Source organism: Methylosinus sp. LW3, from assembly GCF_000527115.1.
Taxonomy (GTDB): domain Bacteria; phylum Pseudomonadota; class Alphaproteobacteria; order Rhizobiales; family Beijerinckiaceae; genus Methylosinus.
In genome coordinates, this window is sequence record NZ_AZUO01000001.1 from 445,490 (window position 1) to 460,270 (window position 14,781).

15 protein-coding genes and 1 other RNA gene are annotated in these 14,781 nt (G+C 67.0%); 6 read left to right on the forward strand and 10 right to left on the reverse strand.

The window, feature by feature from the left end; all coding sequences use genetic code 11:
* Positions 1-231: 231 nt before the first annotated feature.
* A complete protein-coding gene (locus tag METLW3_RS0102175) occupies positions 232-1,221 on the reverse strand; it encodes a zinc-dependent alcohol dehydrogenase family protein (RefSeq protein WP_024878371.1) in 990 nt (329 codons plus the stop codon).
* A gap of 97 nt (positions 1,222-1,318) precedes the next feature.
* Here METLW3_RS0102175 and METLW3_RS0102180 point away from each other — a divergent pair, with 97 nt between their 5' ends.
* A complete protein-coding gene (locus tag METLW3_RS0102180; RefSeq protein WP_024878372.1) occupies positions 1,319-2,179 on the forward strand; it encodes a LysR family transcriptional regulator in 861 nt (286 codons plus the stop codon).
* 15 nt (positions 2,180-2,194) lie between these two features.
* Here the strand turns inward: METLW3_RS0102180 and METLW3_RS0102185 are convergent, their stop codons facing one another.
* Positions 2,195-2,626: a DUF2267 domain-containing protein gene (locus METLW3_RS0102185; protein WP_024878373.1), complete on the reverse strand. Its 432-nt coding sequence runs from the start codon at positions 2,624-2,626 to the stop codon at positions 2,195-2,197.
* Positions 2,627-2,650: 24 nt separating this feature from the next.
* Positions 2,651-3,682 (reverse strand): RluA family pseudouridine synthase, encoded by a 1,032-nt coding sequence (locus METLW3_RS0102190; RefSeq protein ID WP_024878374.1) that lies wholly within the window; start codon positions 3,680-3,682, stop codon positions 2,651-2,653.
* Between the two features lie 107 nt (positions 3,683-3,789).
* On the opposite strand from METLW3_RS0102190, the gene METLW3_RS0102195 reads away from it, so the two are divergent.
* The 4 genes from METLW3_RS0102195 to METLW3_RS0102210 all read left to right on the forward strand — a co-directional run bounded on the left by METLW3_RS0102195 (position 3,790) and on the right by METLW3_RS0102210 (position 7,119).
* Complete coding sequence (locus METLW3_RS0102195) at positions 3,790-4,986, forward strand: TIGR03862 family flavoprotein (protein WP_245267428.1); 1,197 nt, start codon at positions 3,790-3,792, stop codon at positions 4,984-4,986.
* A gap of 160 nt (positions 4,987-5,146) precedes the next feature.
* The gene (locus METLW3_RS0102200) at positions 5,147-5,875 is read left to right on the forward strand and encodes a hypothetical protein (protein WP_024878376.1); all 729 of its coding nucleotides are present in this window, start codon (positions 5,147-5,149) and stop codon (positions 5,873-5,875) included.
* A 70-nt stretch (positions 5,876-5,945) separates the two neighbouring features.
* Complete coding sequence (locus tag METLW3_RS0102205; protein WP_024878377.1) at positions 5,946-6,689, forward strand: MotA/TolQ/ExbB proton channel family protein; 744 nt, start codon at positions 5,946-5,948, stop codon at positions 6,687-6,689.
* Positions 6,670-7,119 (forward strand): biopolymer transporter ExbD, encoded by a 450-nt coding sequence (locus tag METLW3_RS0102210; protein WP_024878378.1) that lies wholly within the window; start codon positions 6,670-6,672, stop codon positions 7,117-7,119. Before METLW3_RS0102205 ends, METLW3_RS0102210 begins: the two co-directional genes overlap by 20 nt.
* Before the next feature lie 247 nt (positions 7,120-7,366).
* Here the strand turns inward: METLW3_RS0102210 and recR are convergent, their stop codons facing one another.
* From recR to METLW3_RS0102240, 7 genes are all read right to left on the reverse strand, one after another.
* Positions 7,367-7,972 (reverse strand): recombination mediator RecR, encoded by a 606-nt coding sequence (gene recR, locus METLW3_RS0102215; RefSeq protein ID WP_018267060.1) that lies wholly within the window; start codon positions 7,970-7,972, stop codon positions 7,367-7,369.
* A gap of 78 nt (positions 7,973-8,050) precedes the next feature.
* Entirely contained in the window at positions 8,051-8,374 is a 324-nt protein-coding gene (locus METLW3_RS0102220; RefSeq protein ID WP_024878379.1) for a YbaB/EbfC family nucleoid-associated protein, read from the reverse strand.
* A gap of 25 nt (positions 8,375-8,399) precedes the next feature.
* Complete coding sequence (locus METLW3_RS0102225; protein ID WP_024878380.1) at positions 8,400-10,220, reverse strand: DNA polymerase III subunit gamma/tau; 1,821 nt, start codon at positions 10,218-10,220, stop codon at positions 8,400-8,402.
* 53 nt (positions 10,221-10,273) lie between these two features.
* Complete coding sequence (locus METLW3_RS0102230; protein ID WP_024878381.1) at positions 10,274-10,630, reverse strand: GFA family protein; 357 nt, start codon at positions 10,628-10,630, stop codon at positions 10,274-10,276.
* A gap of 24 nt (positions 10,631-10,654) precedes the next feature.
* Positions 10,655-10,752, reverse strand: an RNA gene (ffs, locus tag METLW3_RS27295) — signal recognition particle sRNA small type.
* 46 nt (positions 10,753-10,798) lie between these two features.
* Entirely contained in the window at positions 10,799-11,230 is a 432-nt protein-coding gene (locus METLW3_RS0102235) for a phasin family protein (protein ID WP_024878382.1), read from the reverse strand.
* A gap of 159 nt (positions 11,231-11,389) precedes the next feature.
* Positions 11,390-13,342 (reverse strand): potassium transporter Kup, encoded by a 1,953-nt coding sequence (locus tag METLW3_RS0102240; protein WP_245267210.1) that lies wholly within the window; start codon positions 13,340-13,342, stop codon positions 11,390-11,392.
* 278 nt (positions 13,343-13,620) lie between these two features.
* Here METLW3_RS0102240 and METLW3_RS0102245 point away from each other — a divergent pair, with 278 nt between their 5' ends.
* Positions 13,621-14,772 carry a glycosyltransferase gene (locus METLW3_RS0102245; RefSeq protein ID WP_024878384.1) on the forward strand — a complete coding sequence of 384 codons (1,152 nt, stop codon included), beginning with the start codon at positions 13,621-13,623 and terminating at the stop codon, positions 14,770-14,772.
* The last annotated feature ends 9 nt before the right edge of the window (positions 14,773-14,781 follow it).

A 14,781-nucleotide genomic window follows, 5' to 3' on the forward strand; every position in this document is an offset into this window, starting at 1 on the left:
ATCACCTCCTGACGGGCTCCCGAAATGCGGCGAACCCGTAATGCGCGACCGCGAGCGCCGGCCGCAACGCCTCAATATAAACCGATCCGAGCATGGCCGAAAGATGGCTCTTCGCTAAGCGCCAAATGGCCGCCGGGTTAAATTTCTGTAATCTGCGTAGGGGCTTTGAAGAAGTCGTCACCGCTACTTAGCGCGGCGCGGCGCGGTGTCACGCGCTGCGCCTGCGCCCGCTCAGACCGTGACGACGATCTTGCCGATCTGCTCATTCGACTCGAGAAAGCGATGCGCCTCGACGATTCTCTCGAGCGGAAAGCTGCGCGCGATGATGGGCCGCAGGCTCCCCGCCGCCAATCCGTCCAGAATGAAGCGCACGCCGCGCTCGCGCTTTTGCGCGTCGCGCGTCACCGAGAACAGCGTGTAGCCCCGCAGCGTGAGCTGCTTGCGAATGGCGGCGAACAAGGGAAAAGGCGTCGGCTCGCTGGATAGAGCGCCATAGAGAAAAATGGTTCCGCCGACGGCCGCGGCTTCGGCGAGCGCTTCGACACCCGGTCCGCCGATCGGATCGAAGACGAGACGCGCGCCTTCGCCTTTGGTGATGCGCTGCGTCTTTTCGACGAGGTCTTCGCTCTCGGTCACGACGACATGGCTCGCGCCCGCTTTCTGCAACGCCTCGCGCTTGGCGTTCTTGCGTGTGACGGCGATCGGCGTCGCGCCGGCGGCTCTGGCGATCTGTATGGCGGCGAGGCCGACGCTGCTCGAGGCCGCAGTGACGATCACCGCATCGCCGGCGGAGACGCCGCCGATCTCGACCAGCGCGCCATAGGCGGTGAGATATTGCATCCAGATCGCCGCCGCCTCGCTCCAAGACAGCGATTTTGGATGTTTCACCACCGCATGAGCGGGGACGATGGCGGCGTCGCCATAGACGCCATATTCGGTCATGGAGAAAGCCGGCATCGTGCTCACAGCGTCGCCGATGGAAAAGCCCGTCACGCCTTCGCCCATCGCCTCTATCTCGCCCGAGGCCTCATAGCCGAGCAGCGAGGGGAGGCGCGGCGCCTCGATATAGGCGCCGGAGCGGAACATGGATTCGGCGCGATTGAGGCCGATCGCGCGGACGCGCAGGCGAATCTCGCCCGGCTTCGGCGCGCCGAGCTCCATCTCGTCGATCTGGAGAACCTCCGGGCCGCCGAGACGATGAAAGCGAATGATGCGAGACATTTGCGGCTCCTTCGTTGATCGCCGCGGCGACGATAGCGATTCGTCGATGGAGCGAAAATTCGGCGAGCGCTCACAAGATCTGTGCGATAATTCCCCGATGGATTGGGAAGACCTCCGCTTTTTTCTGGCGCTGTCGCGTTGCGGCTCGTTGTCCGCCGCGGCGCGCGAGCTCGATGTCGACCATGCGACGGTCGGACGCCGCATCGCCGCTCTGGAGGCGTCGCTGGGCCTGCGGCTGATCGATCGTCTGCCGCGCAGCCGGCCGCTCACCGAAGATGGCGCGGCGATAGCGGCGACGGCGGAACGCATGGAGGCGATCGCCGAGGAAGTTCTGAGGCGCTCGCGCGGGGCGTCGTTGACGCTCGCCGGCGCCGTTCGCGTCTCGCTTCCGCCGGTGCTGGCGACACTCTGCGTCGCGCCGCGCATAGGGGCGTTGCAGCGCCTCCATCCCCAATTGCGCGTGGCGCTGCTCGCCTCCGCCAGCTTCGCGGCGCTCGATCGCGGCGAGGCGGATATTGCGATCCGCATGAGCCGGCCGGAGGAGGAGAGCGCCGTCGCGCGGCGCGTCGGCGCCATGCGCTTCGGTCTCTACGCCAGCGCCGATGTCGCGCGGCGGCCGGCGGAGGAATGGGAGTTCGTCGGCTTCGACGAATCGCTCGGCCATCTGGCGCAGCAGCGCTGGCTCCGCAAATTCGCCGGCGGGCGCAAAATCATCTTCGAGGCCAATGATCTCTTCGCCCAGCAGGCCGCCGCGCGCGTCGGAGCGGGAGCGGCGGTTCTTCCCGATTTCATGGGCGACGACGATCCGGGGCTCGTCGTCTTGCCGATCGAGCCGCCGCCGCCCAAGCGCGATCTCTGGCTGATCGCCTATCCCGATCTGCGCCGCTCGCCGGCGGTTCGCGCGGTCATGGATTTTCTCGCCGACTGCATCGCCGCCGAGCCGCGCTTGCGGCCGTGAGGCGGAACGAAACCCTCAGCCGGGCGGGGCGACGCGCCAGAACTCCGCGGCGCCGGGCGGGAGCGCCGACAGCGCGCGATCGAATTCCGCCCCATCCACGCAGGCGCGCAGAGCGCCGGCGACATCGACGATGGCGCTGTCGGGCGAAAAATTATGGTCTCGCCGTAAGGATCGGACTTCCTCCGTCAGCGCCGCTCGGGACGAGAATGGACGCGGCGGCTCCCCCACGTCCCAATCGGCGACGAAGATCGCGCGCAGCACTGGAGGAAGCGCGCCGGCGAAGCGAATGGCGTCCGAAATTTCGAGGCGTCGGCGGAATGTCAGCAGGACGCTCTGCGCCGTCGTATAGGCTTGGTTGCGCGTCGTCAGCCCCGTTCGCTCGACGACGAGCCGCAGGAAGCGCTCGAACTCCTCGGAGGCGTGCTGATACTCCATCGGAATCGGCATGGCTCGTCGTCTCGTCGTCGCGGGTCAGCTCGTTGCGAGCGCCTTCTGCATAGCCGCGAGGTCTTCCGGCAATTCGCTCTCGAACATCAGCTCCTCGCGCGTCACCGGATGGGTGAAGCCGAGCGAGGCTGCGTGCAGCGCCTGACGCCCGAGGGTCTCCACGGCGGCGCGGGCGGCGGGGGAGAGCAGGGCGGTCTTGGTCTTGAAGCCGGCGCCATAGGTGGCGTCGCCGATCAGCGGATGGCCGATATGGGCCATATGCACGCGAATCTGATGCGTGCGGCCAGTCTCCAGCTGGCAGGCCACGAGTGACGCAGGTCCGAAAGTCTCGACCAGCTCCCAATGCGTGACCGCCTCGCGGCCCCGCTCCTCGGGCACGACGGCCATTTTCTCGCGCTGCGTCGAGTGGCGGCCGATCGGCGCCTCGATTACGCCATGGCGGCGCTCCGGCGCGCCCCAGACGAAGGCGAGATATTCGCGCACCAGATGCAGCTTGCGGCCGTGATCCTCGAAAAGGCGCGACAGGCCCTTATGCGCCGCGTCGGTCTTGGCGACGACCAGCAGGCCCGACGTGTCCTTGTCGATGCGATGCACGATGCCGGGCTTTTTGACGCCGCCTATGCCGGAGAGGCTCGCGCCGCAATGGGCGAGCAGCGCGTTGACCAGCGTTCCCGTCTCATGACCATGGGCGGGATGCACCACGAGGCCGGCGGGCTTGTCGACAACCAGCAGATGCGCGTCCTCGAACACCACATTCAACGGAATATTTTCGGGCTGCGGCTCGGCGGGCTCCGGCGGCGGCACGGCGAGGGTGACGGAATCGCCCGCAGCGAGGCGGCGGCTGGCGTCGCGGGCGGCGGCGGCGCCGATCGTCAGCCGTCCGTCCTCGATCAGCGACTTCAGCCGCGTGCGGGAGAGATGCGCGGCGACGAGCTCCGGCCGCTCGGCGAGGAAGCGGTCGAGCCGCGCCCCCGCCGCCTCCGGCGGAACCTCGAAGGAGAACAGAATATCGTCTTCCTCTTCGATCAAAGCGATTTCTGCGGCGCCTTCGCGCATGGATTTCCTTCTCGTGCTGTCGGCGTGCTAACCAGCGCGCCTGTCCTCGTTTTCGCATCGGAGCCCGCGCCATAACGCCCGCCCCTTCCTCGCCGAAATGCGTCGTCATCGGCGGCGGACCGGCCGGCCTGTTCGCCGCGGACCTGCTCTCGCGGCAAGGCGCGAGCGTGACCGTCTATGAGCGCAAGCCGAGCGTCGCCCGCAAATTTCTGATGGCCGGGCGCGGCGGCCTCAATATCACGCATAGCGAGCCCCTCGATAGATTTATCGCCCGCTATGGCGAAGCCGCAGATCGGCTCGGCCCGATCATCGGCGCCTTTCCGCCGCAGAGCCTGTGCGATTATTGCGCCGCGCTGGGAGAGGAGACCTTCGTCGGCTCCAGCGGGCGCGTCTTCCCTAAGAGCTTCAAGGCCTCGCCTCTGTTGCGGGCGCTGCTCGGGCGGCTCTCCGCCAATGGCGTGCGCATCGAGACGCGCGCCACTTTCGAGGGCTTTTCGGAGAGCGGCGCATTGCTGATCGCGGATGCGAGAGGCGAGCGCCGCGAGATCGCGGCGGACGCCACGATTCTGGCGCTCGGCGGCGCCTCATGGCCGCGTCTCGGCGCCGATGGCGGCTGGGTCGAGAGGCTGCGGGTGAAGGGCGTCGAGATCGCGCCGCTCCTTCCCGCCAATTGCGCCGTCGTCATCGATTGGCCGGCCGATTTCGCAAAGGCTTTCGAGGGGACGCCGCTGAAGACGATCGCGCTACGCCATGGCGAGGCGCGCAGTCTCGGCGATATTGTCGTCACGCGAAGGGGAATCGAGGGCGGTCCCGTCTATGCGCTCGCTTCCGCGCTCGGACGCGCGCTCGCGCGCGGCGAGGGCGCCACATTGCATGTCGATCTGCGCCCCAGCAGCATGGCGGAGGCGCTCGCGCAAAGGCTCGCGCGCCCGCGTGAAAAGCAATCGATGGCGAGCTTTCTGCGCAAGACGCTGCGGCTGACGAAATTGGAGATCGCGCTGCTGCGCCTCTGCGGGCCATTGCCGCAGGCGCCGGACGCGCTGGCGGAGCGCGTGAAAAATCTGCCGCTCGCCATTGTCGCGACGGCGGGCCTCGAGCGGGCGATCTCCACTGCCGGCGGCGTGCGCTTCGCGGCGCTCGACGATGATCTGATGCTGAAAAAGCTTCCCGGCGTCTTCGTCGCCGGCGAGATGCTCGATTTCGACGCGCCCACCGGCGGCTATCTGCTTCAAGCGAGCTTTTCGAGCGCTTTCGTGGCGGCTCGCGGCGCAGCGCGGCTCCTCAGGCTGGCGGAGCCGAAATGACGACCTCTCGTCTTCGGCCGCAATAGCACATCGTTTCTGCGGGATCGGCGCTAGCGAGCGAATTTCGCCGAATCGATAAAAGCCGCAACTAAGCCCATTGCGTCTATAGGAATTATAATCTTTAATGGCAGGTAATGTTTCGCACGAGGGGGATCATTCCATGACGGCTGCGGCTGCGGAGGCGTTCATTGCGGCGCCGGAAACGATCACGACGACGGGAGAGTTCCGTACCACCCAATCGCTTCTACTGCCAGATGGCGGCCGTCCGAATTATCCGGTGCGCGTCGCGGCGGTGCTGGCCTATGCGCTGCTCCTGACCGCGGCGGTGAATTTCTCGCTGCCGCATACGGAGCCGACGACGGAAGAGCCGCTCGAGCTCGTCGTCGTGCCGAGCCCTGCGGTCGATCAGCCGCCGCCGGAGGAGATTCCGCAGCCCGAGGAGATCGACGACACGCCGCCGCCGCCCGAGGCGATCGAGCCCGTCGCGCCGATCGAGCCGCCGAAGCCGCCGGCGCCCAAGCCCGTTCCCAAAGTGGTGGAGAAAAAGCCGCCGACGCCGCGCCCCGCCGCCGCCGCGCGCCAGGACGCCGCGCCTTCGCAGGCCGCGACGGCCAACTCCAATGCGCAGCAATCCATCGCCGCCAATCAGTTCCTGTCCTGCATGCAGCGCTCGGCGCGCACCGCGGCGCCGGACGGGCCTATTCCCAAGCATGGCCGCGTCGCCTATCGCGCGACATTCAGCGCCGGCGGCGCGATGACGGGATTCAACATCGTCTCCTCCTCCGGCAACGCCACGCTGGACGCCATAGCGACGCGCGTCGGCTCGCGCTGCGGATCGCTGCCGGCGATCGGACGCGTCTTCGCCGTCAGCGGCGGCGTCGTCTTCTAATTCGCTCGAAAGCCGCGGCGAGGACGCTCGCCGCAAAAGTCTCTCTCGCCGACAAAGGACGAAAACCAAGATGAGTGATCCAGCAATCGGCGCGGCTTCGGCCGCCGTCGCCCACGCCCTCTCACCGGTCGAGCTGTTTCTGCAGGCGGATTCGATCGTCAAGACCGTCATCGTGCTGCTGCTGCTCGCTTCGGCCTGGGGTTGGGCCGTGATCGCCGAGAAGCTCATTCGCCTGTCGCTGCTGCATCGCCGCGCCAGCGCGCTCATCGAGAGCGTTCAGAACGATCTCCCGGTGACGGAGGTCGCGCCCGCCTTCCTCGCCGCGCCGGCCAGCGATCCTCTGGCGCAGGTCTACAAGGCCGCGGTGGAGGAGTATCAGCGCTCTTCCGATCTTGTCGCCTCCGAGGGGCAGCGCGACGCTCTGCAGGAGCGCGTGCATCGCGTCTCCGTGCTGGCCAGCGCCGCCGCGCTCGATCAGCTCCAGCAGCGTCTGCCGGGGCTCGCCACCATCGGCGCTGTCGGGCCTTTCGTCGGCCTGTTCGGCACGGTTTGGGGCATTATGAACTCCTTCCAAGGCATCGCCGCCTCCAACAACACCAGCCTCGCCGTGGTCGCGCCCGGCATCGCCGAGGCGCTGTTCGCCACCGCGCTCGGCCTCGTCGCCGCTATTCCGGCGGTGGTCTTCTACAACCGCATCAGCGGCGACATCGGTGCCTACGGCAAGCGCGTGACCGCCTTCATCGGCGTCTTCGAGGTCGAGCTGTCCCGTCATCTGTCGCGCAAGGGAGAGCGTCATGGCCTTCGCGTTGCGTAAGCACGATTCGGAATTCGATTCTCAGCCGATCGCCGATATCAATGTCACGCCGCTCGTCGATGTGATGCTCGTCCTTCTCATCGTCTTCATGGTCGCCGCGCCGCTGATGACCTCCGGCATTCCGGTCGATCTGCCGAAGGTGCAGGCCAAGCAGCTCAACGATCAGAAGCCGCCGATCGTCGTCAGCGTCGACGCTGGCGGAGGCTTCTTCGTCGACAAGCGCGAGGTTCCGGCGGACGGATTGCTCGCCGCGCTCAGCGACGGCAGCGACAACAGCAAGGATCGCCGCATCCATGTGCGCGCCGACAAGACCGTGCCTTACGGGCGCGTCGTCGAGGCCATGGGGGCGATCAATGCCGCCGGCTACTCCAAGGTGGCGCTGGTCTCCGAGGCGCCGACGGGCGGCGCGAAATCCGCCCCCGCGCCGTGATCGCATTCTCCCTCTCCCCGCGAGCGGGGAGAAGGAAGGCGGCGAAGGCCGCGATTTGCAAAGTGAGCGGACAGAAACCGCATGAATCTGCCTGCGCTTTTTCTTCGCTGACCTGTTTCGAGCCGCCCCGACTTTTCTAAATCCTCGACTTTTTTCGCATCCTCGACTTGGCCCGACTACGGGTCGTCGGCGCAACCCCTCCCCAGGCGCGCCGGCGACCCGGTCTTTCGTTCGGGGGGGGCTCGCCTCAAAACGCCGTGCGACGCTCCAGCGCTGCGGCGAGCGTGCCTTCATCGAGATAATCCAGCTCGCCGCCGACCGGCACGCCATGGGCGAGGCGCGTCGTCTTCACGCCGAGCGGGGCCAGAAGATCGGCGAGATAATGCGCCGTCGTCTGCCCGTCGACCGTGGCGTTCACGGCGATGATCGCCTCGCGCACGGAGCCTTCGCTCACGCGCTGCATCAGGCTCGCTATGTTCAGCTCATTGGGGCCGACGCCATCCAGGGGCGACAGCACGCCGCCGAGCACATGATAGCGCGCCGCCAGCAGTCCGGCGCGCTCCAGCGCCCAGAGATCGGCCACCGTCTCGACGATGACCAGAATGCCGGCGTCGCGCCGCCCGTCGCGGCAGATGGCGCAGGGATCGCTGGTGTCGATATTGCCGCAGGTCGTGCAGGTGAGGATGCGCTCATGCGCGACGCGCATCGCCTCACCCAGGGGGCCGAGCAATTCCTCGCGCTTGCGCATGAGATGCAGCACGGCGCGCCGCGCCGAACGCGGCCCGAGCCCGGGCAATCGCGCCAGCAATTGCACGAGGCGCTCGATCTCGGGTCCGGCGATGCGTTCGGCCAATGGGGGGAGCCTGGTGAGTGGCGAATAGCGCGTAGCGAATAGCGAATAGGTCTACTCGCTATTCGCTACTCGCTCCGATCAGAACGGCAGCTTCAGCCCCGGCGGCAGCTGCAATCCGCCGGTCACTTCCTTCATCTTCTCGGCGAGCGTCTCCTCCGCCTTGGCGCGCGCCTGCGCATGGGCGGTGACGATCAGATCCTCGAGAATGTCGCTCTCTTCCGGCTTCAGCAGGCTCGGATCGATGACGAGGCGCTGCAGCGCGCCTTTGGCGGTCATCGTCACTTTCACGAGCCCGCCGCCCGCTTCGCCTTCCACCAGAGTCTGGTCGAGCTGCCCTTGCAGCTCGGCCATCTTCGATTGCATGGCCTGCGCCTGCTTCATCAGTCCCATGAAGTCGAGCATGTCTCTCTCCTCGCGCAGCGACGTTTCACACGTCGTCCGGCTCCTCGTCGTCATAAGCCAATTCGGCGCCGGCCGTCGCGGCCGGCTCCGTCTCCTTGCCGCGCACGGCGACGATCTCCGCGCCGGGAAACCGCGCCAATATGCTCGCCACCAGCGGATCGGCCTCGATCCCGGAGCGCTTCTCGCTCTCGCGGGCCACGGCCTCCTCGCGCAGCGTCGGCGCGCCGCCGGCGGCGAGCGCCACCAGCCAGCGCGTCCCGGTCCAGTCCTGCAGCTTTTGCATCAAAAGCTGCGGCAGCCGCGTCGAGCCGCCCGGCGCCAGCTCGAACTCGATGCGCCCCTGCTCGAAGCGCACGAGGCGAACTTCCGTCTCGAGCGCGATCTTCAATTGTATGTCGCGCTTCTCGCCCGCCAGGGCCACGAGGGCGCGGAAATCGGCGATTTTCACCCCCGCCGACGGGGATGGCTCCGCGGCGCGGCGCTGGGCCGGCGCGGCGCTGGTCGCGAGTGCCGAAGGCGCTGGCGAGAAAGCCGCGGGCTTGGGCGCCGGCGCGAACGCGACCGGGGGCCGCTCGCCGGGCGCCGCCGCGGGGACGGAGCCCGGCGCGGGACGCGGCGCGCCGCCCTGGCCGAAGCCGAGCTTGCGCAGCGCCTCCTCCGGCGAGGGCATTTCGGCGGCATGGGTCAGGCGCACCAGCACCATATCGGCGCTGGCGAGAGGACGCGGCGAGCTGCGCAGCTCATCGACGCCTTTCATCAAAATCTGCCACGCCCGCGTCAGCACGGAGATGGAGAGCGTTCCCGCCGCATCGCCGCCGCGGCGGCGCTCCTCCTCGGTCAGCGCATTGGATTGCGCGGCGTCCGGCGCGAGCTTCAGCCGCGTCACCAGATGGGTGAATTCGGCCAGCTCCAGCAGAACTTGCGCCGGATCGGCGCCGCCGTCGTATTGGTCCTGCAGCAGGGCGATGGCGGCGGCGATCTCGCCCTTCATCGCCGCCTCGAAGAGATCGATGACGCGCGATTTGTCGGCGACGCCGAGCATCAGCCGCAGGTCCTGCGCGGCGATCGCGCCGCCGCCCGCCGCGCCATGGGCGATCGCCTGATCGAGCAGCGACAGCGCGTCGCGCGCCGAGCCTTCCGCCGCGCGGGCGACCATGGCCAGCGCCTCGTCCTCAATGGTCACGGCCTCGAGATCGCAAATCTTGCGCAAATGCGCGGCGAGCAGGCCGGCGTCTATGCGGCGCAGATCGAAGCGCTGGCAGCGCGAGCGCACGGTGACGGGAACCTTGTCGATCTCCGTCGTCGCGAAGATGAATTTCACATGTTCCGGCGGCTCTTCCAGCGTCTTCAACAGACCGTTGAAGGCGGCCTTGGAGAGCATGTGCACTTCGTCGATGATGTAGACTTTGACGCGCGCCATCACCGGGCGATAGCGCGCGTTCTCGATGATCTCGCGAATATCGTCGATGCCGGTGTGCGAGGCGGCGTCCATCTCCAGCACATCGGGATGGCGCGAATCGATGATCGCCTGACAATGCGCGCCGAGCGCGTCCATATGGATCGTCGGGCGATCCACCGCCGCCCGGCCGTCCTGCGCGGGAAGCTCGTAATTGAAGGCGCGGGCGAGAATGCGCGCGGTGGTCGTCTTGCCGACGCCGCGCACGCCGGTCAAGAGATAGGCCTGATGGATGCGGTTCAGCTCGAAGGCGTTCTCGAGCGTGCGCACCATCGGCTCCTGGCCGATGAGATCGGCAAAGCCGGAGGGGCGATATTTGCGCGCCAGCACGCGATAGGCGGCGGAAGGCGCGCCGGCGGCTTGCGGATCGGGAAACATCGCGTCATCCATGGCGGAAGTCTAAAGGCTCGCGACCGCCTTATCCACCGCCATGCGGCGAAAATCTAGACGCTTCTCCCGTCGACGTGTGTCGACGCCAGCGCGCGCGGATCGACGCCGTCGAGGCAATTGACGTTGACCGCGACCATTTGCGCGCCATCCGGCGACACGCCCTGGGCGAAGGGCTCGATCCCGCAGATCTTGCAGAAGCGGTGAGCGATCATCTTCTTGTTGAAACGATATTCGACGAGAGCATCCTCGCCCGAGCTCAAGTGGAATTTTTCCGCGGGCGTAAAGCTCAAGACGGCGCCCAGTCGCTGACAACGGGAGCAATTGCATGTGATGGTGTGGTCGAGGTCCAGCGTCGCCTCGAATGTCACCGCCCGACATTGGCAGGAGCCGTGATACGACGCATCGCCCATGAGCAAAATTCTCCGCAAAACCAGAGTGGGAGGCTGGACAAAGACCCGCCCGGAACTCGTTAGGGCTGCTTCCTTCCGGACCTGACCCGGTTGGCGAGTGGAGCGTCCACCGCCAACCTCCCGCGCCCTATGTGGCAAAACTCGCGCGCCGGCGCAAGAGCGCCTTTGCTAATGCTCCCCCTTGCCCGCCTCGCGCGCCTTGGCGGCGAGCTTCTCGGTCTGCTCGCTGATGTCGGCGATGATTTTAGTGGTCGCCTCCTGGCCCGCCTTGGTCGCCTGCTCGCTCGCGCTCTGGGCGGAGACGAAAGCCTCTTTCGCGAGATTGGAGCACAGCTCGCCGACGCGCGTCGCGCGGGCGAAGAAATCGCCATAGGCGTTGCGGTAGAATTCCGACTGCAATTGCACAATGTCGTCGATCTTCTGCACGCGCATCAGCTTCTCGAAATAGTTGCGGCTATTGTCGAGCGACTGCTTGGAGTAGTCGGTCGCCTCCTCCGCTATGGCGCGCAGGCTCTTGGCCGTCGAGCTGGTCGCGGTGTTGAAAGCGTCGAGCTGATACTTACCGAGATCGCGAAAATCGCCGAAATTCTGATTGGCCATCGGATTCTCCCACCGGTCGCGACACACGGGGGAGGCAGGCCCTCCGACGATACGCACGCGCGACTTTGCTCGTTGGCGTGATTCTCGGAAATGCGCGGCGCGAGGGCAAATCGTGGAAACCACGTAATTGCGCTCGCGCCCGCAGCGGCTCGCGAGGGCTCAGATCGTCAGCTGAGCGCCGAGTTCCACCACGCGGTCGGTCGGTATGGAGAAGAAGTCGGTGGCGTTGGCCGATTGCCGGGTCAGAGCGACATAGAGCTTGTCCTGCCAGACCGGCATTTCCGAGGCCGGGCTCTCCTTGATCGAGCGCCGGCCGAGGAAGAAGGAGGTGGTCATAATGTCGTATTTGACGCCTGCCTTGCGCATCGCCGCCAGCGCCGCCGGCACGCGCGGGCTCTCCATGAAGCCGAAATGCAGCGTCGCGCGGGTGAAGTCCGGCGCGAGCTTCTCGATCTCGAAACGCTTTTCCGGCGGCACGCGCGGCGTGTCCTCCGTGTTCACGGAAATGACCAGCACGCGCTCGTGCAGCACTTTGTTGTGCTTGAGATTATGCAGCAGCGCGGTGGGCGCGGCCTCGGGGTCGCTGGTCAAGAAGACGGCCGTGCCGGGCACGCGCGTCGGCTTGGATTTCTCCAGCATGGCGATGAGATCGCGGATCGGGATCGAATCGCGATGCGTCTTCTCGGCGAGCAAGGATGTGCCGCGCACCCAGGTCCACATCACCACCATGGAACCGCCGCCGAGCAGCAGCGGAACCCAGCCGCCCTCGACCACCTTCATCAGATTGGCGGCGAGAAAGGCGAGATCGACGGTCAGGAAGGCCAGGATGAACAGCGACGCCGCCCAGAGCGGCCAATGCCATTTGCGCCACACCACGATGAAGGCGAGCGCCGTCGTCGTCACCATCGTGCCGGTGACGGCTATGCCATAGGCGGAGGCGAGGGCGCTCGAGCTCTTGAAGGCCGTGACCAGCACCAGCACGCCGATCAGCAGCAGCCGATTGACGCGGCCGATGTAGATCTGCCCCTCCTGCGTCGCGGAAGTGTGGGTGATCTCGAGGCGCGGCAGCAGACCGAGCTGTATCGCCTGGCGCACGATGGAGAAGGCGCCGGTGATGACCGCCTGGCTGGCGATGACGGTGGCGAGGGTCGAGAGAATGACCAGCGGCAGCAGCGCCCAGTCCGGCGCCAGCAGGAAGAAGGGATTCTCGATCGCCTTGGGATCGGCGAGGATCAGCGCGCCCTGGCCGAGATAATTGAGGAACAGCGCCGGCAGCACGAAGAAGATCCAGGCGATCTGGATCGGCGCGCGGCCGAAATGGCCCATATCGGCGTAGAGCGCCTCGGCGCCGGTGACGACGAGGAAGACCGAGCCCAGCACGGCGAAGCCGACCCAGCCATGGGTCAGCAGAAAGACGAAGCCGTGGCGCGGATCGAAGGCGCGCAGAACTTGCGGGGCGTCGCCGATATGGGAGGCGCCGAGCGCCGCCATCACGATGAAGAAGATCGCCATTACCGGGCCGAACAGAGCGGCGACGCGCGCCGTGCCGTGACTCTGCGCCCAGAACAGCGAGACGAGAATCGCGACGGTGATGGGAAAGACATATTCGCCGAATTTCGGATTGACGATCTCGAGGCCCTCGACCGCCGAGAGCACGGAGATGGCCGGGGTGATGATGGCGTCGCCGGAGAATAGCGCCGCGCCGGCGACGCCGAGAAGGAAGACCGGCCTCGCGCGCCGGCCCAGCGCGATCTGCGCCAGCGCCATCAGCGAGAGAATGCCGCCCTCGCCGCGATTGTCGGCGCGCATCAGGAAGAACACATATTTCGCGGTGACGGTGAAGATCAGCGCGAAAATGAGCAGCGAGATCGTGCCGATGACGACATCCTCGCCGAGCCCGCCGGATTTGGCGTGGGCGAGCGACTCGCGCAGCGCATAGAGCGGGCTGGTGCCGATGTCGCCATAGACGACGCCGATCGAGCCGATGATGAGGCCCGCGCTCGTCGCCGAGCCGTGTCCCTCGGCGACGGGCGCCGGCTGCGTCGCCGCCGCGCCCTCCGTGTCGCATCGAGAGGAAGAGCCCGCCGCGTCACGCGCCACATTGGGATCCATGGAAATTTCCTCGAATGACATCGGAATGCGCGGGCGCGCCGCCGGTCCCTCGACATGCTGTTCGACATGCTCGGACCCGGCTGCGCCGGCGCGGCGATATACGCCTGTTCCAGATGGAAGAGAAGCCGCCGCCGGCCATTTCTGAGGAAAATCCCTTAGACGCCGGCGGTTGCGATGCGGCGTTCGCCGGCCGGGCTGGCCTCGCGGCCGCGGCGATGCTATGGCCGAGCCCTCGTCACATCGTCCCCGGCGACCCCGGCGACGCGAACGCTCGGAATATGATCGCGATTGTCCTCGGAGGCGTCGGCCTCCTCGTCTGGCTCTATCTCCTGCTCGGCAATGGCGGCTTCTGGCGCCTCACTGAGCACGACCGCCGTTTCGTCCCCAAGGGCGCGCTAGTCCCCAAGGGCGTCCGCGTCGTCGCCGTCATTCCGGCGCGCGACGAGGCGGACGTCGTCGCCATCGGCCTGCGATCTTTGTTCCGCCAGGAGTTCTCCGGCCGGCTCGAGATCGTCCTCGTCGATGACGAGAGCTCCGACGGCACGGCCGAGGTCGCCCGCGCCTGCGCTCGCGAGGAAGGCGCCGAGGATCGCCTCACCGTGCTCCAGGGGCGCCCGGAGCAGGGCTGGACCGGCAAGCTCGCGGCCATGGACCGTGGCTTCGCCCATGTCCTTTCCAGCGGGGTCTCGCCCGATTTCGTGCTGTTCTGCGACGCCGACATCGCCTTCGCCCCCGGCCTCGTCGAGCGGCTCGTCGCCGGGGCGGCGGCGCGCGGGACGGTGCTCTCCTCGCTGATGGTCAAGCTGCGCTGCGAGAGCCTCGCCGAGCGCTGGTTCGTGCCGGCTTTCGTCTTCTTCTTCCAGATGCTCTACCCCTTCCCGCGTGTGAACGACCCGAAAAGCCCGGTCGCCGGGGCGGCCGGCGGGGTGATGCTGGTGCGCCCCGCGGCGCTGGAGGAGGCCGGCGGCCTGCAACAAATCCGCGGCGCGCTGATCGACGATTGCGCGCTCGGCAAGCTGATGAAGAAGCAGGGGCCGATCTGGCTCGGCCTCACCGACGACGCCTGGAGCCTGCGGCCCTATCCGCATTTGCGCGACATCGAGCAGATGGTGACGCGCTCGGCCTATGCGCAATTGGGCTATTCGCCCTGGCGGCTGGCCGGCGCGGTTCTCGGCATGGGCCTCGTCTATCTCGCGCCGCCCATTCTCGCCTTCGCGGCGCCGGAGCCGGCGGCTTATATCGCTCTCACCGCCTATCTATTGATGGCGCAGTCCTATATGCCGTCTCTGCGTTTCTACGGACGCAATCGGCTCGGCGCCTTCGCCTTGCCGGCGGTCGCGGCCTGCTATACGTGGTTCACGCTATTGTCCGCCTGGCGGCACACACGCGGGCGCGGCGGCGCCTGGAAGGGCCGCTACCAGGCCCCCTGAGGAGGATGA

Bases quoted from the DNA above. Each gene is read 5' to 3' on its own strand.
- METLW3_RS0102175 (WP_024878371.1), bottom strand. From the start codon at position 1,221: ATGTCTCGCATCATTCGCTTTCATCGTCTCGGCGGCCCGGAGGTTCTC.
- METLW3_RS0102180 (WP_024878372.1), top strand. From the start codon at position 1,319: ATGGATTGGGAAGACCTCCGCTTTTTTCTGGCGCTGTCGCGTTGCGGC.
- METLW3_RS0102185 (WP_024878373.1), bottom strand. From the start codon at position 2,626: ATGCCGATTCCGATGGAGTATCAGCACGCCTCCGAGGAGTTCGAGCGC.
- METLW3_RS0102190 (WP_024878374.1), bottom strand. From the start codon at position 3,682: ATGCGCGAAGGCGCCGCAGAAATCGCTTTGATCGAAGAGGAAGACGAT.
- METLW3_RS0102200 (WP_024878376.1), top strand. From the start codon at position 5,147: ATGACGGCTGCGGCTGCGGAGGCGTTCATTGCGGCGCCGGAAACGATC.
- METLW3_RS0102205 (WP_024878377.1), top strand. From the start codon at position 5,946: ATGAGTGATCCAGCAATCGGCGCGGCTTCGGCCGCCGTCGCCCACGCC.
- METLW3_RS0102210 (WP_024878378.1), top strand. From the start codon at position 6,670: ATGGCCTTCGCGTTGCGTAAGCACGATTCGGAATTCGATTCTCAGCCG.
- METLW3_RS0102220 (WP_024878379.1), bottom strand. From the start codon at position 8,374: ATGCTCGACTTCATGGGACTGATGAAGCAGGCGCAGGCCATGCAATCG.
- METLW3_RS0102225 (WP_024878380.1), bottom strand. From the start codon at position 10,220: ATGGATGACGCGATGTTTCCCGATCCGCAAGCCGCCGGCGCGCCTTCC.
- METLW3_RS0102230 (WP_024878381.1), bottom strand. From the start codon at position 10,630: ATGGGCGATGCGTCGTATCACGGCTCCTGCCAATGTCGGGCGGTGACA.
- METLW3_RS0102235 (WP_024878382.1), bottom strand. From the start codon at position 11,230: ATGGCCAATCAGAATTTCGGCGATTTTCGCGATCTCGGTAAGTATCAG.
- METLW3_RS0102240 (WP_245267210.1), bottom strand. From the start codon at position 13,342: ATGGATCCCAATGTGGCGCGTGACGCGGCGGGCTCTTCCTCTCGATGC.
- METLW3_RS0102245 (WP_024878384.1), top strand. From the start codon at position 13,621: ATGATCGCGATTGTCCTCGGAGGCGTCGGCCTCCTCGTCTGGCTCTAT.